A 19,620-nucleotide genomic window follows, 5' to 3' on the forward strand; every position below is an offset into this window, starting at 1 on the left:
GCCATCGCGCTCGCCCGCGGGCGACGCGCGCGATGCTCGATACAATGTCCTTCGGGACAGGCGAGCGCGACCGTCGCGCTCGCTGGCGGACTGCGAGCGCGAAGGGTGAAAACATGTCCCTCAGGACAGGCTGTCGCGGTGGGGCTCCGTCGCGTCGCGCTCCGCCGTCGACTCAGCCGCCGTCGAGCCGCTGGCGGACGTCCTGGGCGTAGCGGCTGCGGGGGAAGCGGCGCAGGAACTCGGCGCCGGCCTGCGCGGCGTCGGGGTCGCGGCCGAGGCGGTGGAGCGCCTCGACGCGCCCGTGGAGCGCCTCCTCGGCGAGGGCGCCCTGCGGCGCGTCGCGGAGGTAGCCGTCGAAGGCCGAGAGGGCGCCGCGGGGATCGCCGAGCGGGCCGAGCGAGAGCTGGCCGAGCGCGACCTGGGCGGTGCGAGCGAGCGAGGTGTCGCCGTGCTCGCGCAGCAGGCGGCGGTAGATGCGGGCGGCCGCGCGGTACTTGCCGGCCCCGCGGAGGGCGTGCGCCTCGTCGATGAGCTCGCCGGGGTCGCTGGCGGGGCGCGGCTTGACGGGCGCGCCCCGCTCGGAGCGATCGGCGTCGGCGGGGACGACCTGCGCGAGCGAGTCGGCGGTCTCGCCCGCGGCGAGCGAGCGCTCGCGGTCACCCTCGCGCAGGCGGTGGGCGCCGCGGACCGCGGTCACCCGCCAGCGCTGCGGCTCGGCGACGATCAACAGGGCGCCCGGCTCGTCGCTGACGATCGCCACGCCGGCGACCTCGACCCAGACGATGCCGACACCCGCCGGCGCGACCTCGACCTGCACGCTGCCGCGCTCGACGGCGAGGACCGCCCCGCGCACGCGCAGCTCGGCCTCGCCCTCGGCGCAGGCGGTGAAGCGGTCCGCCGCGCCGACGCAGGCCGCCCCGGCGAGCCGCAGCGGGCCGTCGCCCAGGGGCTGCTGGAGCGCGAGCGGGCCCTCGTCGCCGGCGCCGCCGCGGAGCAGGCGGAGCTCGACGGGGATGTCCTTCGGGACAGGCGCAGACTCGGGCGGGCGCGCGGCCAGGCCGTCCTTCACGCCGGGTGAATCGCCGCTGCTGTCCTTGGGGTCATGTGTGGATTCTGCGCGGCCGTCCTGCGGGTCAGCCGCGGCGAGCGGCGACGACGTGTCTTCAGAGACATGTCCGAAGGGTCGAATCAGCAGCAGCCAGGCGGCGGCCGCGGCGAGGGCCACGCCCATGCCGATGACGAGGGCCGGGCGGCGGGCGCTCGCGGGGCGCGGCGCTCCGCGAGCGGCGGTGTTCCCGGCGAGGAAGCGGTCGACCGCGACCGCGACGAGCGCGTCGTCGGCGGCGGGGTCGGTCACGTCGGGCTCGCCGCGACGGAGGGCGTCGAGCAGCTCGCGCTCGCGCCGGGTGGCAGGGCCGTCGCCGCGGTGGGCCGCGAGGAAGGCGGCGTCGTCGGCCGCGAGCGGGTCGCCGCCGAGGGACGCGTCGACCAGCCGGCGCCAGCGTCGGTCCTCGGGGGTGTCGTCGATTGCTTCGGGGTCGTGGTGCATCGGAGGCTCCGTCACGGGTTCGGACGGCCGAGGTTGAGGTCGCGGCGGATGAGCTTGCGGAGGGTCTCTTCGGCCTTGAGGACCCGCGACTTGACGGTCGGCACCGGCGCCCCGGTCAGCTCGGCGATCTCGGGCAAGGTGTGGTCGAGCGCGTGGCGGAGGACGAGGGCGATCCGCTGCGGCTCGGGGAGGAGCTCGAGGTAGTCGGTGACGGCGCGCGGGATGTGCTCGCGGAGGTCGTCACCGAGGTCGGGGGGCTCGCTGCCGGGGTCGTCCTCGTCGTGGGCGACGACGGCGAGCCGGCGGCCGCGACGGAGCCAGCGCATGGTGACGCGCACGGTGATCCGGCGCGCCCACGCCTCGAGCGGGCCCTGGCCGGCGTAGGTGCGCGCCGACTCGAGCAGCTCGACGAGGGCGGACTGCGAGACATCGTCGGCGTCGGTGCCGGCGCCGAGGAGCGCCCGCGTGACCCGACGCGCGACCGGCAAGAGCCGGCGGGCGAAACGGGTCGCGGCCTGGCGATCGCCGGCGGCGGTCGCCCGCGCGAGCGCGCGAGCCTCGGCGTGATCGGCGAGGTCGTCGGGCGGCGCGTCGGCGGGGACGGCCACGAGCACGGATGCGGGGGCCTTGGCGAGCAATCGCCGGTAGGGTGGCCCGGCGGCGGCCCGGCGGATGAAAAAAAGCCGGCGGCCGGCTGGCGCGCTCAGGCGAACCGAGCCTCTGGCGCTCACGCGCTCACGCGCGGACGACCGCGACAGGTGAAGCGCGAACGACGGCCCTAGCGCACCCAGACGAAGCCCAGGCCGGCGGTGGCGCCGACGGTCGGCGGGCGCACCAGCGGGGTCGTGCCCACGGGCGTGCGGGCGACGAGGTCGAAGTTGCGCAGCCAGAGGTCGAGGCCGGCCGCGAGGACGAGGGCGAAGCCGCGCCCGAGCTGCACGCCGAAGCCGACGGTCGGCGCGACGCCGACGCGCACGCCCCCGCCCCCGCGCGCCTGCGAGCCCTCGGTCGGCCGCCAGACGACCGCCTCGCCGCGCCCGACCAGCGCGGGCTCGACGAACACGCGGCGGCGGGCCCCGAGCGGGACGCGGACGCCGACGCGCAGGGTGAAGCCGACGCGGCCGAGGCGGAGGCGGGCGTCGGCGAAGCTGTGCTGGCCGAGCTCCGGGGTGAGCACGGGGTGCAAAGGCCGGCGCCGCCCACCGCGACGATCAGGCCGCGGCGACCGAGGAAGCCGACCTCGAGGCCAAATCCGCTGGCCCACGGGAGCTGGGCGGCGTAGCTCGAGCCGACGTAGCCGAGGCCGAGCAGCAGGCGCACGGGCGGCGCCGGCGGGGGCTTCGGCGGCGCGGCGGGCGGAGGCGGAGGCGGCGGCGGCGGCTCCGCCTCGGGCACTGGCACCGCGATCACCTCCATGTCGGCCGGCGCCTCGCTGGCCGCGAGCGAGGCGACCAAACCGCGGATGACGACGCCGAGGATCTCCCGCGTCTCGCGCGGCTCGTCGGGTGTGTCGAGGTGCCGCGTGTAGAGCCGCTCGGGCGCGCCGAGGAGGAGGTAGACGGCGCTGCCCTGCCCGCCCGTGGCCTCGACCCACACGACCGCCTGGGCCCCCTCGGCGAGGCGCTCGCGGGCCCACTCGAGCTGCTCCGCGAGCGCGGCGGCGGGCCGGGCCTCGACCGCGGGGCCGACGTCGAGATCGGCGAGGTGGCCGCGCAGGGCCTGGACGACGGCGACGGCGTCGATGCGGCCGCCCTCGATCACGCCGACGACGATCCGCCGCGGCGAGGTGGCGGCCTCGGTGGCCCCGCCAGGCGGACTCACGGGCGCCGGTTCACCGACGACGAGCGCGAGGGCCAGAGGGATGGCGACCACAGGGCGCCAGTTGTATCCCGGCCCGGCAGCGCCGACCAGCCAGGGCGCGGCGGGTCAGCACTCCAGGCAGGTGCCCACGACGGTGGTGCCCTGCGGATCGAGCTCGATGTTGTTGGACTCGCGGATCCCTCGCCACTCGAACAGGCCGCCGCCGAGGTCGGTCGCGGCGTGATTCCAGCGGTCGACGACGGCGGCGTCGGTGGCGAGCTGGACCCACCAGGCGGCCCGCGCGGCGCCGGTGCGGGTCAGGGTGAGCTCGTAGCAGGAGCCGGTCTCCCAGTCGCTGGTGAGCGCGCGCGCGACCGTGAGCCCGTCGGAGACGTCGACGACGACGAGGCCGCAGCGGCCGTCGGCCGGCTCGCCGCCGTCCAGCGCCAGGACCTCGCCCTCGCCGCGGCAGGCGAGCAGCGCGACCGCGAGCAGGACGAGCGGAGATCGAAGCGCGGCGCGCATGCCCTCTTCTATCCGGCGGACCGCGGGCAGGCAACGGCGCGCGCAGGCCGACGCGCCGCTGCCGGACCGCGCCGCCTCACTCGGCGCGGCGGACGAAGTGCTCGCTCGCCGCGAGCTCGACGTAGAACTCGCGCAGGCCGAGCTCGCCGTCCTGCAGCGCGGTGCGGGCCTCCTCGGCGAGGCAGTTCTCCTCGACGCCGTAGGCGAAGTTGGCCAGCAGACCGCTGACGCAGTCGGTGGTCTGCGCCAGCTCGGCCAGCTTGCTCGACATGTCGCCGAGGCCGTCGAAGGTGATCAGCGGGACGAGCTTGCTGTCCACGGCCTGGCCGGTCGCGTCGATCGTCAGGCCGTTCTCGTCGGCGCGGTAGCGGCCCGCGGCGTCGAAGTGCTCGAAGCCGAAGCCGATCGGATCGAAGTACTGATGGCACGACTGGCACGCAGGATCGCCGGCGTGCGCGACCTCGTAGCGCTCGCGGGTGGTCTGCGCGCCGGGCATCGGCGGATCGATCGCCGGGATGTTCATCGGCGGCGGGATGTGCGGGCCGCACAGCAGCCGATCGTAGACGAGCAGGCCGCGCTTGGTCGGCGACGAGCTGTCGGCGTGGGCCTGCCCCGCGAGCACCGAGCCCTGAGCCAGCAGGCCGACGCCCCAGTCGGCCGGACGCTCGACGACCGCACTGTCGCCCGCGACCTGACCGAAGCCGTAGAACTGCGCCAGCGTCGCGTCGAGCACCGTGTACGGCGCGGTCAGCAAGGCCCGGACGTCGCCGTCCTGGGCGAACACCACCTCGTCGACGAAGCGCTTCGTCTCGTCGATCATGCGCATGCGGATGTCGTCGAAGCCGGCGACGTCGAGCTTCACCTTGCTCTCGACCTGCGGGTACTTGGCCCACTGGCGGAAGAACAGGTGCAGGACGTCCTTGCCGCGCGGGGTCGACAGCAGCGCGCTGGCCTCGGCCATGCGCGCCTCGGGGGTGGCGAGCGCGCCCTGCTCGGCCTTCGCCAGCAGCTCCGGGCTCGGCGTGCTGCCGCCGTAGGTGTACGCGAGGGCGGTGGCGATCTCGTGCTGCGTCAGCGCGTGGCCGCCGTCGCCCGGCTCGCCGAGCTCGCTGCGGTACACCGCGTGCGGCGACTGGATGAGGCCGACCAGCGTCCACTTGAGCGCGACCGGGAACTCGACCTCGGCGGCGATCGAGGCGAAGTGCGCCTCGTAGCGCGCCCGCTCGTCGGCGGTGAGCGGGCGGCGGAACAGCCGCTGGCCGTAGGTGCCGATGAACTCGGCGGCGCAGGCAGAGTCGGGGCTCTGGGCCGCGCACGGCAAGATCGTCGGCAGCACCGCGGGCGCGGTGACTGCGTCGCCGACCTCCTCGGCGGTGGCCAGCCACTCGGCCGCGGTCTGATCGCCCATGAGGAGCGTCGCCGCGTCGTTGGTGAACCCGTGCTTCGAGGCCGGATCGATGCCCAGCTGCACCCCGGACCAGGTGGCCTCGATCCGGGGAAGATGTCGCGCAGCGTATGCTCGAGCTCGACCTGCGTCAGGCGCCGCAGCACCCGCGCGCCCAGCCGCGACTGCTCGCAGCGCCCGGCCGGGTTGACCGGCGGCGGGTCGGCGTCGGTGTCGCCAGGGGCGCCGGTCGGATCGTCGGTGGTGGTCGGGACCCCGGCCGAGGTGGCGCCGGTGTCGGTGCCGGCGGCGTCGGTGTCGGTGCCGGACCCGCCGTTGCCGCTCGTGCAACCTGTCCCGAGAGCCAGGCTGAAGGCGAGGTACGCGTGTCGGGAGGAGAGGTGGATGCGTGTCATGCCTTGAGCTCCTGGATGGCAGAGACCGACTGACCGCCGATCGAGCCGAGCGGGACGTCCATGGCGTCGGCGAGGGTCGCCAGCATGTCGATGTGGCTGCGCTCGACCTGGACCACCTGCTGCGTCTTCAGGTACCCGCCGCCGCCGCCGATCAGGATCGCCGGCAGGCTCGAGCTGACCGGCTGGCCGTCGATCCACACGTCGGAATGATCGGAGTTGTGATTGGCGCCGTCGGACACCTCGCTACACACGTAGACCAGCGAGTTGTCGAGCACGGTGCGGGTCGGGTCCTCGACGTCGAGCGGGTCGGGCTGGTCGAGCACCTTGAGGAACTTCTCGGCCAGGCGCTCGAAGAACCACTTCTGGCACTGCGCGAACTCGGCCCGGCCGGCCGCGTCCCACGAGTGTGACACCGGGTCGTGGTGGCCCTTGGCGATGCCCGGGCCGCCCTCGAAGCCGAAGTTGAGGCCGGCGTTGACCCACATGTTCTGCAGCGTGATCACCCGCGCCGAGCCGCACATGAACGCGTACGCGCTGGCCTCGAGGTGCGCGTCGAGCAGCTTGCCGAAGAAGCTCTGGTTGAGCGGGTCGAGCCCGGCGACCGCGTCGACGGCCGGCAACGCCGGCTTGGCGTCGCAGCTCACCATCGGCGGCGGCGGCCCCTCGCCCGAGGCCTTGGCCTTGAGGTTGCGGACCGCGTCGAGGTGCAGCGCCAGCTTGCTCTCCTCGCGCGTCAGCCCGGACACGACGCCCTGCATCGCCTCGATCTCGCCCTCGGTCAGCGCCAGCGTGGCCGCGCGGAACTTGTTCTCGTCGACGCCGGGCATCGGCATCGGCGCCGGGCCGACGCCCTGGAACAGCTGCGTCACCGCCTCGACCGGGCTCTCGATCGGCCGCACCCACGAGCCGTGCTTGACGAGGTAACAGTCGCTGTAGAAGCCGGCCCCCTTGTCGTAGGGGATCGCGCCGAGCACGTGCGGGGTGACGCCCATGCCTTCGGCGATCAGCCGGTCGATCGAGTCGCTGCCCTCGCCCTCGGCGAAGCCGGTCAAGGTCGCGCGGATCGCCACGTGGTTCGAGATGCCGCCGTTCATCGACAGGCCGCGGACGACCGCGACGCGGTCGCGGTACGGGAGCAGCGGGCTCAGCACGTTCGAGCCCTGCAAGAAGGCGTCGCCCTCGCCATAGGGCTGGAGGTGCTCCGGCGGCATGCCGTGCGGGACGTAGAAGATGAAGAGGCGCTTCGGCCGGTCGCCGGGGGCGGCGACCGCCAGGCGCGACATCTGGGCCGCGAGCGGCGCGGCGATGCCGAGACCCAGCGCCTTCAAAAAGGTGCGGCGCATCAGTCGGTGCTGCGATCGGTGCATGCGTTCCTCCGCGCGCGCAGGCGGCCCGCGCGCGATGTTCGACAGTGACAGGAGCAGGAGATCGTGGCCCGGGCGGCTTGCTACGAACCGCCGGGCGCCGCGCGACCGGCGTCGCGGGGGCATCCTCGGGATGTCCCGAGGTTCATGGCGGTAAGTTCATGTCGATAAGTTCATGTCGCGCCCCGCGAGCGTCGGCCGGGCGACGCCTCACGCCTCCAGTGGCGCGCCGCGGACGAGGTGGATGAAAGAATTTTTCAGGCCGCGACTGCGCGCCCCCGCGCGGCCCGGAGCGCGCCATCGCCCGCACCTGCGAGGGGCGTGGGCGCATGCCGGAGGACGTGGGGCCCAGCGTCTACGACGCGACGGCCGACGGCCCGCTCACGCGCACCCCGGCGCTCCGGTCGGCTCGCCGGCGCGTCGTCGCAGGAGACGCGGACCCGCGACGGCTACGTCGCCCACGGCGATCGCCGCGACGGAGAGCGCCCCGGGGTCGCACGCAGCGCCGGTCGTCGACATCGTGCAGGTCTCCACCGACGCGGCGGACCTCGGCAAGATGGCCTGGGCCGCGACATCGACGATCCGAGCGAACCTCGACATCGACTTCTCCTCGCGCGCCGACGGCCTGCGCGAGATCGACGAGCACGGCCTCGGCCCACGGGTTCCGCGTCGAGCGCGACGGCGCCGCGGTCCACACGAGCGTCGCGCCTTCGGCCTCTCCAAGAAGAGGCGACGATCAGCGAGGCCTCGTCCAGAGCCGGGGCCTTTGAATGACTGCCGCGAGGCGCTCGCGCGTCGCGGCGCCGGCCTCACATCGCGGCGAACAGCGACGTCTCGAGGTGGAGGATCTTGAACGGCAGCTCCGGCGGCTGGAACATGTAGAGCACCCGGAAGACCTCGCTGTCGATCATGTAAAGGCGGCCCTCCGCCACCGTCGCGCTGGTGAGGCCGGTCGGCACCGAGGTCGTCGTGCGCACCACCGCTTGCGTGTGATCGTCGCCGGAGAACGTCAGCTGCTGCACGCCGCCGTCGTAGATCACGTAGAGCTCGTCGCCGAGGAACTCGAGCCCGTCGGGGCCGGGGAAGCGCGGGTCGCCGGGCATCGAGAACGGGTCGCCGGAGAACGTCACCTCGGCAATGTCCGACGGGTCGCTCAGGGACACCCGGTACAGCGCCGGCGGCATCGTCTTGACGACCAGCAGGTCCTCGCCGCCGGGCGCGATGTCGAGCCCGTTGAGCCCCATCGAGCCGCCGGGCGCGAACTGCGGGCTGGTGGCGAACACCTCGAACTCGTCGTCCTCGGCGATCCGGTAGATGTTGGGCAGCACCGAGTCCGTGGCGTAGACCACCCCGTCCTTGTCCGTCGTCAGGTCGTTACAGAACGACGGTTCGCCGAGGTCGATGGTGCGCACGAGCGTCCCCTCGTCGATGTCGAACGCGACGACCTTCGAGTTCGGGATCGGATCGGTCTTGACGTCGACCTGACAGACCCACAACAGGCGCCGCGCCACGTCGACGTGGGCCCCGCTGAACGACACCATCGGGTCGGCCGAGGCGTAGAACACTTCCTCCTGCCCGAGCCCGGACATCCGGGTGATCTCCCCGCCGTTGATCGCGGTGGCGAAGAAGGAGTAGGTCAGCTCGTCGTAGGCGATCCCCTCCGGCAGCGAGGTCGAGCTCGCCAGGGAGTACTGCTCCGGCAGGGGGATGTCACACGAGGCGAGGACGGGGAGCGCGGCGGCGATGGACAGCAGGACCGTGTTCTTCATGGCGACCTTTCGTCGTCGGCGGACAAATAACCAGCTGTATGTGATCTGAAGGAGAGAACGGATCACGCCGACGAGGCAACCTGCCCGCGCGGTACGTCACGCTCTTACCGCGGGCTCCTCCTCGGCCTCATGCCACGGCGAGACGGACTGTCGGCTGCACGAACCCTGCGGTCGCGTCGGTCTGGGACCCGGGTTCGGCCACGCGTGATTCACGTGTGCTTCGCTCGTCCGATGGCCGTCCGCGTACCCTGATTCACCAACCCAGGGTCGGCAACTGGGTCGCGCAGCACCCGAACGCGGCTCCGCGGGGCCCCGGCGCGCCGCGGGCCCGCTGCGATCCGCCGACCTGCAGCGTTCAAGGCGAACGGACGAAGCGCAGGTTGTCCTCGCCGATGACCCACCGCCTCCGAAGGCCCAGCAGGGACGCCGCGACTCGCCCCTCGATTTGCCCCGGTAGCCCGCCCTCCGCGGCTCGCCTGCGCCCCGCGCGCGAGGCCCTCGAAACGGGGCTCCTGCGCGCTACAGGCGAGCGAAACGCGGATGAGCACGCTATTTTTAAAAATGCGGCAGGGCACGCCACGGCGAGCTCGAGCGTGTTGGTTCCAGCACCGCCGGCGACACACCGTGAGCTCGCCTCGGCCCCGCCCGACCTCATGCCCTGGGGTGGCTTCACCTCGAGGTTCGAGCATGTCCCGAAGGATATGTTTTATGTGACATGTCGCCAAAGACATGTCTCGAACACAAGATGGGCCATCTCCCGCGGTCCTCGACTGCCAGCAATCGCCCACGCGCTCGATTCACGGCAGGCACATGTTCGCCGGGTCGAGTTTTTCCCAGCTGTAATCGCCGTTGCAGTACTTGCCGTATTGGGGCCACTCTTTCATGTCGGCGTCGACGTATATCGCGTTGCTCGGGTCGTACGCGTGCTGGCACAGGTCGCAGTCGTCGGGCACCGCGTCGAGGTCCTGGTCCCACGCCGGCATCAGGCACAGGTACTGCCAGAGGTCGGTCGGCGCCTCGACGTGGCAGGCCTTCATCTTGTGCGCCTTGCCGTCCTCGCTGTGGGCGAGCGCCTCCGCGCAGCCGGGCGGCAGCTCCAGCACGCCGGGCGGCAGCGGCGGCAGGTCGGCGACGTCGATCGGCTCCCCGTCGGGATCGATCAGCGGCTGGCCATCGTACGTGGTCACGCAGCAGTAGCCGCCCGCGCTGACGTCGTAGAACGCGAGGGGCCGCGGATTTTCGCGTTCGACGCACTCCTCGTGCTGCTCGCAGGCCGCGCCGATGAAGTCGCCGTCGGGATCGTCGTTCGCGGCCTCGTCGAGCTGCTCGGGGTTCGCAGTCCAGGGGCAGTTGTCGCACGCGTCGCCGACGGCGTCGCCGTCGTGATCAGCGTGGTTGCAGATCTGCGCCGCGGTGCAGCTCGCGCCATCGGGGCAGTCGTCGTCGCTCGCGCAGGCGCGCCGCTCGACCGGCTGGCGCGGGCAGGCGTCGACGATGTTGGCGAGGCCGTCCTGATCGAAGTCGTCGCCCTCGAGGAAGCCGACCGGACCGGCAGCCCCGGCGCTGAGCATGCCCTCGCAGGCGTCGCCGACCAGGTCGACGTCGGCGTCGTCCTGGCAGCCCGCCGCCTGCACGTCGGTCGGCTGACCGACCACGTGCGGCGCCAGCCCCGGGCCGTCGCCGTAGCCCTGGCAGTTGGCGACGCGCACGCAGTTGTCGCAGCTGTCGCCGACGCCGTCGCGGTCGCTGTCCAGCTGCGACGGGTTGCCGCGCACCCGCATGTAGAACGGCACCGACACGACGTTCTTGTTGTAGATCCCGATGGAGCGCGAGCACACGTCGCAGCCGTCCCCCACGCCGTCGCGGTCGCTGTCGGCGGTGTTCTGCTCGCTCGCCACCACCGGGCACAGGTCGACGACGTCGCCGAAGCCGTCGCCGTCGATGTCCTCTTGCCCGGGGTTGGAGTGATCGGGCGCGTTGTCGCACTCCCAGACGTAGCCGTCGCGATCGGGGTCGAGCTTGCACTTCGTGACCGGGTCCATGCACGTCGTCACTGCCGGATCGTCGCAGACCGGCGGCACCGGGATGACCTCGTCCTCGCCGGTGGTCCCGGTCGTGCCCGTCGTGCCCGTCGTGGGGTCACCCGTGCTCGTCGGCTCGTCCGTGGTCCCGGTCGGGTCGTCGGCGGCGGTCGTGGTCGAATCACCGCCGATGCCGGTGGTCGTCGAGTCCTCGCCGGCGGTGCCGGTGGTCGGCCCGGGCCCCTCGAACAAGGGGCTCTCGGTGGGACACGCTGTCAGCAAGAACGCGCCGGTCAACGCCAGCGACCGCAGCCGAGGAGTGAAGCAGAGGCTCATGCCGGCGGAGTAACCGCGGGCCCCGGAAAAATTGCGGCGCCCTTGCGAGAGCGCCGACGCGACGGAATCGAGGGTGTCGGCGGAAGACCCCGAAGAGCGTCATCGACCGAGGCCGCGGCAGGACGCGCTTGCGAGCTCAGGCGCCATGCCGCGCAGGCCGGCTCGCGCGCTGTCGCGTGGCTCAGCCCGGCATGACGGCGTTGAACAGCCCGCCGCCGGTCATGTCGGAATACGTGTAGTGATCGCCGGCGATGAGCACCTGCTGCTTGGCGTAGGTCTCGGGGTCGATGCGATAGGCCCAGCCGCCGTAGTCGACCATCCACACGAAGCCGTCGACGTCGATGCTGACCCCGACCGGCGTCGAGCACTGCTCGAAGGTGTGGAACTGGACGGCCGTCATCGTGTTCGTGTCGATCTGGTTGAGGCCGCAGCCGTGGGTGCCGCCGGCGTTGGCGGCGACCCACGCCATGCCGTTGCCGTCGACCGCGAGGCCGCGGTGGTTCTCGGCGGAGTTGGGGACCTGGTGGAACGTCTCGGTCTGGGCGTCGAACATCGCCACGTTGCCGTTGTTGTACGGCCCGAACCACACGTTGCCCTTGCCGTCGACGGTCATGCCGTAGAACTGGATGCCCTCGCCGGGGTAGCGCTTGACCTCGAGCGTCTCGGTGTCGATGCGGACCAGCTCCTGGTAGACGTTGATGAACCACACGTAGCCGTTGCCGTCGGCAGCGGCGCCGTACGGGGAGATCTGGCTGGTCCAATTGTCGAGCGGGATGGTCGCGTCCTGCACGCCGGTGACGCCGTCGAAGCGGCCGATGATCGCGTGCGTCGGCGCGTCGAGCCAGCCGACCCACACCTTCTGGTCGTCGTACTTGCACGTCGCCGGGTTGAACTCGCCCGGGGCCCACGCGGTCCCGCGCGGGCCGCCGTTGTAGCCGAACGGCGCCGGGCTCACCGGCGTGTTCCACAGCATGCACTCGTCGCTGCCCCACGGCAGCAGGTCGTCCTTGTTCGCCGACGTGGTGATCACGCCGTCGCCGTTCTTGTCGACGCAGTCGCCCTTGTCGGCCGCGAACTTGGTCACGCTGTACGAGGCCCGGTTCGACACCACCACGAAGTGACCGTCGATGTTGACCGACGTGCGCGACGAGTCGGCCCCCGCCGGGTTGGGGTCGGCGTAGTAGCGGCCCTCCTCGATCGACGTGGTCGTGTTGACCTTCGAGATGCTTCCCTGCGAGGTGTTGGCGACCCACAGGTAGCTGAAGTCGAAGCCGCCGCGCCCGCTGCCGCCGCCGCACGGGTCGCCGGTGGTCGTCGTGTCGGGGCCGGTCGAAGTGGTGAGGTCGGGGCCGGTCGAGGTGCTCGTGGTCGGGCCGGTGGTGCCGGTGATCGTCACGTCCTGCGTGGTCGTCGGCGCGCTCGTCGTCGTCGCCTCGCTGGCCGAGTTCGAGGCGGTGCCCGGGCCCTCGGTCGTCGCCTGCGTCGCGCTGCCGGTGCCGCTCGTCGGCTCGGTCGCGGTGCCCGGCGTCGCGGTGCCCTCCGACTGGCCGGCCGTCGCCGAGGCCGTGGCGCGGCCGTCGTCGCCGCAACCGAAGAGCCCGAGGACCGCGAAGATGCACCCTACCGAACGACGCGTGGAAACCATCGGTCGAACGCTATCACAACCTCTATACGGCGAGGCCATCCATGCATGCCTCTGCCAGGCAGATCTCCCGGCGCGCGCGCAACACCAGACCGGCGATTCGTCGGTGCCCGCTCGCCTCCGGCGCTCTCCTTGACTCCCCACCCGCCGACGTCACGGTTCGAGCATGGACCCGAACAAGCGCTTCAAACCCTCCCATGACGACACCGATCGCGACCGGGGCGGCCCGAACACCGGCCTCAACCAGGTCAACCCCAGCGACACGCCGCGCACCCGCGAGGACGGCGAGAAGGGCCACCAGGGGGGCGACCCGCACGAGGTTCGGCCGAGCCATCTGCAGCACAACCGCGACAGCCAGCCGGACGGCCACCGCGATCTCGGCTACGACTCGGACGATCCGCGGGAGGTCCGCCGGCGCGGCAAAGACCCGCAGAAGCAGGGCAAGCCGTGAGCGGCGGCCTCGCCCCGCCCCCTCGCTCGTGACGAGCGCGCGCGCCCCCGGCCAGCGCGCCCGTCCTGTCGCGGTTCACGGACCGCGGTCGTTCACCTCGCGCATGAACCGGGCATGCGCGCTCGCCTCGGCTTCCTCCTCGGCCTCGTGCTCTGCGGCTGCCTCAGCGCCGAGAGCATCACGCGCCGCACCGTCCCCGCCGCGCTCGACGAGAGCGTCGGCTTCTTCGAGGACCCCGAGTCGCAGCGCCGCATCGAGCGGTTGATGCTCGACCCGCAGGTGCAGCACGCGGCCCGCGAGCTCAGCAAGACTCTGGTCGACGGCGTCGTCGAGTCGGTGACCGACGACGCGCGCCAGGCCGAGCTGCGCCGCGCCTCGACGCGCTACGTCGAGGCGGTCTCGGCCGCCGCCGCGCGCAGCTTGCGGTCCGACCTCGGTCCGGCCGCGGCCGAGGCCGCCCGTCACGCGGTCGCGCGGGTGCTGGACGTCGGCCTGTCCCCGGAGACACGTCAAGACATGCGCGCGCTGGCGCAGTCGCTCACGCAGGCGACGGTCGACGGCCTGATGCAGGCGGCCGGTCGCGGTCTGCGCCACGACCTCGGCCCGGCCCTGCGCGCGGTCCTCGAGGACGAGCTCGGGCCGGGTCTGCGCACGGTCATCGCCCGCGACGTCGCGCCGAGCCTGCGCCGGGTCCTCGCCGACGAGCTGACCCCGGCGTTCGGCCTGGTCGCGCGCGAGGTGACCCACCAGATCATCATCGGCGGCCACGACGGCCTGCAGGAGCTGCGCTTCCGCGAGCGCGCCGGGCGGTTCGAGGTCGGCTTCTGGACCCACCTCGACGCCCTGCTCCACAAGGGCCTCCAGGTCAGCGCGATCGTGGCGTGGGCGCTCGCCGCGGTGGCGCTGGTGCTGTCGATCTTGTTCGGCCGGGCGATCCTCCTGCGCCGCCGCCTCGACGAGGAGCGCCTCCGCAGCGAACGCATGCTGCTCGGGGTGATGCGCGGGCTGCAGCAGGGCAGCGACAAGCCCGAAATCGAGGCCTTCCTCGCCCACCTGCGCGAGCGCGATCCCGACCTCGCCGACGACTCCTTCATGGAAGAGCTGGCCCGCCGCGTGTCCCAGCCCAGCGGCCGCGTCGGCCGCCCCCGCCGTCGCCTGTGAGCCGGCAGCTCCGCCACGGCGCTACATGTCCATTGGGACATGTTTTTAGGGTCATACGCCGCGGCGGAGCAGGACGTCCGCGCCGGCCCCCGCGGACCGACGGGTGCTCGCCGCGCTCCACCGCCAGGCTCCGGCGCTCGCACCGATCCACGCGAGCCTCGCCGCTGCCGACGCGCCGAGCGCCGCGCACGTCCGCGAGGACGTGCAGGGCGCGCCTGGTCGCCCATCACGGACCGCCCGCGAGGGGCGCGCTGCAGGCGTCTCGGCCACCGGGCCCCGATGACCTGCTCTCCAAGGCATGTCCTTCAAGACATGCTCTTTACGACATGTCCTTCAGAACCTGCCCTGAAGCACGAGCCCGGCGCCGCCGCGCAGCCAGGTCGGCGCCAGGCCGAGGTCGCGGCGGGCCCGCTGCTGGCCGGCCGCGCCGGCGCCGATCAGGCCGATGCCGGTGACGACCAGCACGCCGCCGACCACCGCGGTGGCGATCGCCAGGGTGTTGGCGGCGGTGCCCTGGTCGAGCAGGTCGCTGTACACGGCCGGGTCGGTGACGCCGTCGGCCTTGGCGGCCTCGCCGTCGCGGTCGACGCGGGCTCCGCGGGCGAGGCCGTAGGCCATCACGCCGAGGGCGATCGCCCCGGCGCCGGTGAGCGCGCCGCCGGCGATGGTGAGGCGACGCGCACGCCGGGCCTCGCGCTCCGCGTTCGCGCGGGCCTCGGCCTCGCGCGCCTCGCTGGCTTTCCGGGCGGCGAGGAGCGCGTCGCCGTCGTCCTCGCCGCGCCCCTCCGCGGTCTCGGCGGCGACCTGCTTGTCGGCCGCCTCGCGCGCCTCGGCGACGCGGATCTTCTCGCGCAGCTCGCCGAGCGTGCCCTGCACCTTGGCGGTGGTGTTCTTGTCCTTGGCGCTGATCGTCTGGAGGTAGTTGTCGAACAGCCGCTCGGCCTTGCGGAGGTACACGAGCTGCGGGTCGAGCTCGTACGCCTCGACGCAGGCCTGGGCGATCTGGTAGGCGAGCACGTTGCGCCGCTTGTCGTACGCGGGCTCGTTCGGCAGCGCCGCGTAGGCCTGCGTCCACAGCTCGATCGCGCCGGCGTAGTCGGCCGTCTCGAAGCGCGTCTGCGCCTCCTGCGCGAGCGCGCTTATCTTCGCGTTGAGCTCGTCGCTGGCCTTGGCCGGCGCCGCAGCGCGGACCTCGGGCACCGCCGGAAGGACGGCCAGCGCCGCCGCGAGCCCTGCGGACAACCATCGCCGCCCGTGCGTCGCCATCGCCATGAAGGGCCGCGATCATATGCCGCCGGCCCCCACGGCCACAAGGCGCAGTTCCGCGCGCGTAAATGGCAGTTTGTGACGCTCGTGTCTTATGGGACAGGTCGGCGGACGTTGCACCGCCGGCACGTCCTCGTCGATACTGCCAGGCGATGGCGCGCCCGCTATTCGTCGCCTGGGCGCTCGCGCTCAGCGCCTGCTTCACCGGCGGTTTCCTGTCCGGCCAGCCCTGCACCGCCGACAGCGACTGCGGCCCGAGCCTGCGCTGCGAGGCCGGCGTGTGCGGCGGTCCCTCGGCGCAGACGAGCCCGACGACGACCACCACGGCGCCGACCACGACGACCACCGCGAGCGACGCGACCACCGTCGAGCCGACGTCGACCACGACCACCACGACGACCTCCGACACGACGCTGTCGCCGCTGACGACCACGACGTCGACCGGCGAGGAGGAGACCACCGGCGGCGGCTGCGGGATCGGGCGCTGCAAGGACCTCGACCTCCTGTTCGTCGCCGACAACTCGCCGAGCATGCTGCTCAAGACCCTGATCCTGCTCGACTTCATCACCACGTTCGGCAACGAGATGGTCCCCGAGCTGCGCCAGGCCTGCAGCGTCCACCTCGGCGTGGTCACCACCGAGGCCTACCCGCACAACCCCGTCGAGTGTCAGAAGCTGGGCGCGCTGGTCACCGCCGACAACAACGGCGACCCGTGCAGCTTCACCGAGGGCCTGCCCTACGCGACCCTGCCCGACCTCGACATGCCGCTGACGCTCGAGTGCCTGTTCAACATCGGCTCCGACGGCCACCCCGACGAGAAGCCGATCGACGCCCTGTTCTCGACGGTGGGCGCGCTCGACCCGTCGCTCAACACCGGCTGCAACCAGGGCTTTTACCGCCCGAGCGCGTTCCTCACGGTGATCATGCTGGCCGACGAGGACGACGACAACAACGACGCCCAGGGCCACGACGGCTCCGAAGAGATCTTCGAGAGCTTCTGGACCGGCTCGCTGACCAACATCAAGCCGACCGGGATCGACGACCTCTACATGGTCGGCCTGCTCGGCGATCCCAAGATGGGCCAGCCGGCCTGCGCCTGGGACCCGACCGAGAACGACGACGGGTTCGGCACCGAGACGACCCCCAAGCTGCGCGGTTTCATCCAGTCGCTGCCCCCGGAGCGTTACGCGATCGACACGCTGTGCAACGTGGTGCCGGGGGGCAACGCGTACGGAGCGCTGCTGCAGGAAGTCCGGGCCGAGATTCGCGCCGCCTGCGGAGCGTGACCACCGCGGGCTGGCGTGCGGTATCGTGGCGGTCGTGAGTGCCGAGGAGCAGCCCCAGCCGGACGTCGACGTCGAGCGCCAGGCCGAGCCCGTCGCCCCGCCGCGCCCTGCTGCCAGGGTCCCCGCGCCGCCGTCCACCGCCCAGGCCTTCGCGCCGCCCGCCCTCAAGTTCCCCGCGCCGCCGCCGGCCGTCCAGACGCCCGCCGCCAAGGCCCCGCCACCCGCCGTCGGAGCCTTCGCACCACCGGCGATCAAGCTGCCCGCGCCGCCGCCCGTGTCCAGGCCCGGCGGCCCGGTGACCGCGCCGCCAGCCCTCGGTTCAATGATTGGACCGCCTCCCGGCGCCGCCGCTCCCGCGGCGAAGCCCGTCGGCACGGTGACCGCGCCGCCGGCCCTCGGTTCAATCCCTGGATCGACTCCTGGCCTCGCTGCTCCGACAACGCAGCCCATCGTCCCCGCGCCGCCGCCCGTCGCTGACGCGCCCGCGCCGACGAGCCTCGGCCGGCTCGCCGCGTCGGCCTCCGTCGCTCCCATCCCCGCGCCGACCAGCGTCGCTTCGATCGCCGCGCCGGCCTCCGACGCTCCCGCCCCCGCGCCGACCAGCGACGCTCCGATCGCCGCGCCGGCCTCCGTCGCTCCCGCTCCCGCGCCGACCTCCGTCCTCGCGGCCCTGGTCCCCGTCGAGCCCGTCGACTCGCCCTCCGACGTCGAGCTCGCCGACGCGATGCCCGTCGAGGTCGCCGAGCGGACCCCGCCGCCGCAAGCAGCCCCGCCGCCGGCGACCGACACGCCGACGCGGATGTCGGGCTCGAACTCCTCGAGCTTCAGCCACCCGCCCGTGCCGGCGCCGGCGACGATCCACGAGGGCGAGGTGCTCGCCGACCGCTACCGCGTGCATCACCGCCTCGGCAAGGGCGGCATGGGCGAGGTCTACCTCGCCGAGCACATGGACATCGGCCGCAAGGTCGCCATCAAGACCCTCAACGCCCACCTGCAGGACAAGCCGGAGATCGCCGACCGCTTCATGCAGGAGGCGCGGACGTCGTCGCGGGTCCGCCACTCGAACATCGTCGACATCACCGACTTCGGCAAGACCGACCACGGCGCGCCGTTCTTCGTCATGGAGTACCTCGAGGGCGAGGACCTCAAGTCGGTGCTCAAGCGCGAGCGCGTGCTGCCGTGGGAGCGCGCGCGCGACATCATCCTGCAGGTGTGCGCCGCGCTGGCGGCCGCGCACGCCCACGGCGTGGTCCACCGCGACCTCAAGCCCGACAACATCTATCTCATCCGCCAGGGCGATCAGGAGCTGGTCAAGGTGCTCGACTTCGGCATCGCCAAGGTGATCAGCGAGGCCGGCGACGAGATGACCCAGACCGGCGTGCTGCTCGGCACGCCCGAGTACATGTCGCCCGAGCAGGCCCAGGAGCAGCCGCTCGACGGCCGCTCCGACATCTACGCCATGGGCGTGCTGATGTTCCGCATGTTCACCGGCCGCCTGCCGTTCCGCGCCAAGGCGTTCATGGCGGTGCTGGGCATGCACATGCAGCAGCCGCCGCCGCGGCCGAGCGAGGTCGACCCGAATCACCCGGTCAGCGAGCGCCAGGAGGCGGTGATCCTGCGCTGCCTCGAGAAGAAGCCCGAGGACCGCTACCAGACGGCCGACGAGCTGGCGGCGGCGATCCGGGCGATCGACGCCGCCGGGGCGTTCGACATCCACTTCGAGGTGGTCCCCGCCCCGCCGCCGCGCCGCCTCCTCGGCCCGGCGCTCGCGGCCGTCGGCCTGGCCGCGATCGTCGGCCTGGGGGTGTTCCTGGCCGTGCGCCCACCTGCCCCGCAGGACATGCCCGAACAGGCAGCCCCGTCGCTGGCCGCCGCGCCCGCGGCCGAGCCGGCCCCGCCCCCGCCCGCGACGCCGAAGACCCCGCCCGAGCCGACGCCGGCGGCGGGACCTGTCCCCGGAGACAGCCCGCCCCCGACGACGCCCGAGCCCGAGCCGGCCGCCAAGGTCGCCAAGAAATCGAAGGAGCCGAAGGAGCCGAAGGAGCCGAAGCAGTCGGCGGTCGCCAAGACGACCCCGTCGAAGGCTCCGCTGGCCGCGCTCGGCGACGCCGAGATCAAGGCCGCCGCGGCCGGGCTGTCCGGGGCGCTGAAGGCCTGCTCGGAGCTGGGGATCCCCGGCACCACCTACAAGGTCGACGTCGAGGTCGCCACCAGCGGCAAGGTCACCAGCGCGACCGCCCACAAGCCGGCCCGCGGCTCGGACCTGGGCAACTGCGTCGAGGAGGCGGCGGGGCGCGCCCGCTTCCCCGCGCTCGCGTCGCCGCAGAAGGCCACCCTGGCGCTGCGCCTGTGAAGCCGTCCGCGCCTGTCTCTTCCGCCAGGTGAAGATCGGGCATGCCCTCTCGAACACCCTCCCACCCTCCGCGCCACGTCGTCGCGTCGCGCGGCGTGACCGTGCCCGACCCGCGCGGCCCCGCCGTCTCCGCGCCGGGTCGAGCTCGGCCGTCCTGACCGCGACGGAGCGTCAGCCCGGGCAGATCTGGAAGGCGTCGGCGCCGAGGTTGTTGCCGGGGTGGCAGTCGGCGATCTTGTCGTCGGGGTCGACGTCGACGAACACGTTGCCCGTGCCGGCGAGGTTGGCGACGCACTT

General features: G+C 72.8%; 14 protein-coding genes. 4 read left to right on the plus strand and 10 right to left on the minus strand.

The window, feature by feature from the left end:
• Window positions 1-172 precede the first annotated feature (172 nt).
• The 9 genes from OV079_RS27145 to OV079_RS27185 form a co-directional block, all read right to left on the minus strand.
• Window positions 173-1,564, minus strand: a complete 1,392-nt coding sequence (locus OV079_RS27145) for an outer membrane protein assembly factor BamD (RefSeq protein WP_267771833.1) — start codon at window positions 1,562-1,564, stop codon at window positions 173-175.
• Complete coding sequence (locus OV079_RS27150; RefSeq protein WP_267771834.1) at window positions 1,561-2,163, minus strand: RNA polymerase sigma factor; 603 nt, start codon at window positions 2,161-2,163, stop codon at window positions 1,561-1,563. The genes OV079_RS27145 and OV079_RS27150 overlap by 4 nt, the downstream gene beginning before the upstream one ends.
• A gap of 164 nt (window positions 2,164-2,327) precedes the next feature.
• The gene (locus tag OV079_RS27155; RefSeq protein ID WP_267771835.1) at window positions 2,328-2,726 is read right to left on the minus strand and encodes a hypothetical protein; all 399 of its coding nucleotides are present in this window, start codon (window positions 2,724-2,726) and stop codon (window positions 2,328-2,330) included.
• Window positions 2,727-3,475: 749 nt separating this feature from the next.
• Window positions 3,476-3,874 carry a hypothetical protein gene (locus OV079_RS27160; protein ID WP_267771836.1) on the minus strand — a complete coding sequence of 133 codons (399 nt, stop codon included), beginning with the start codon at window positions 3,872-3,874 and terminating at the stop codon, window positions 3,476-3,478.
• 76 nt (window positions 3,875-3,950) lie between these two features.
• Window positions 3,951-5,345 (minus strand): DUF1592 domain-containing protein, encoded by a 1,395-nt coding sequence (locus OV079_RS27165; RefSeq protein WP_267771838.1) that lies wholly within the window; start codon window positions 5,343-5,345, stop codon window positions 3,951-3,953.
• 325 nt (window positions 5,346-5,670) lie between these two features.
• The gene (locus tag OV079_RS27170) at window positions 5,671-7,041 is read right to left on the minus strand and encodes a DUF1552 domain-containing protein (protein ID WP_267771839.1); all 1,371 of its coding nucleotides are present in this window, start codon (window positions 7,039-7,041) and stop codon (window positions 5,671-5,673) included.
• Window positions 7,042-7,847: 806 nt separating this feature from the next.
• The gene (locus OV079_RS27175; RefSeq protein WP_267771840.1) at window positions 7,848-8,807 is read right to left on the minus strand and encodes an SMP-30/gluconolactonase/LRE family protein; all 960 of its coding nucleotides are present in this window, start codon (window positions 8,805-8,807) and stop codon (window positions 7,848-7,850) included.
• 797 nt (window positions 8,808-9,604) lie between these two features.
• A complete protein-coding gene (locus tag OV079_RS27180) occupies window positions 9,605-11,164 on the minus strand; it encodes a thrombospondin type 3 repeat-containing protein (RefSeq protein ID WP_267771841.1) in 1,560 nt (519 codons plus the stop codon).
• A gap of 181 nt (window positions 11,165-11,345) precedes the next feature.
• Entirely contained in the window at window positions 11,346-12,809 is a 1,464-nt protein-coding gene (locus OV079_RS27185; protein WP_267771842.1) for a Vgb family protein, read from the minus strand.
• Window positions 12,810-12,972: 163 nt separating this feature from the next.
• Here OV079_RS27185 and OV079_RS27190 point away from each other — a divergent pair, with 163 nt between their 5' ends.
• Together OV079_RS27190 and OV079_RS27195 are read left to right on the plus strand one after the other, a co-directional pair.
• Window positions 12,973-13,257 (plus strand): hypothetical protein, encoded by a 285-nt coding sequence (locus OV079_RS27190; protein WP_267771843.1) that lies wholly within the window; start codon window positions 12,973-12,975, stop codon window positions 13,255-13,257.
• 114 nt (window positions 13,258-13,371) lie between these two features.
• Window positions 13,372-14,418 (plus strand): hypothetical protein, encoded by a 1,047-nt coding sequence (locus OV079_RS27195; protein WP_267771844.1) that lies wholly within the window; start codon window positions 13,372-13,374, stop codon window positions 14,416-14,418.
• 333 nt (window positions 14,419-14,751) lie between these two features.
• On the opposite strand, the gene OV079_RS27200 is transcribed toward OV079_RS27195, so the two are convergent.
• Window positions 14,752-15,690, minus strand: coding sequence for a hypothetical protein (locus tag OV079_RS27200; RefSeq protein ID WP_267771845.1), 939 nt, complete (start codon window positions 15,688-15,690; stop codon window positions 14,752-14,754).
• Between the two features lie 146 nt (window positions 15,691-15,836).
• On the opposite strand from OV079_RS27200, the gene OV079_RS27205 reads away from it, so the two are divergent.
• Window positions 15,837-16,970, plus strand: a complete 1,134-nt coding sequence (locus OV079_RS27205; protein ID WP_267771846.1) for a hypothetical protein — start codon at window positions 15,837-15,839, stop codon at window positions 16,968-16,970.
• 34 nt (window positions 16,971-17,004) lie between these two features.
• Window positions 17,005-19,323: a serine/threonine-protein kinase gene (locus tag OV079_RS27210; RefSeq protein WP_267771847.1), complete on the plus strand. Its 2,319-nt coding sequence runs from the start codon at window positions 17,005-17,007 to the stop codon at window positions 19,321-19,323.
• Window positions 19,324-19,620: the final 297 nt, after the last annotated feature.

The organism is Nannocystis pusilla (genome assembly GCF_026626665.1).
In the GTDB taxonomy this organism is placed as follows: Bacteria; Myxococcota_A; Polyangia; order Nannocystales; family Nannocystaceae; genus Nannocystis; species Nannocystis pusilla.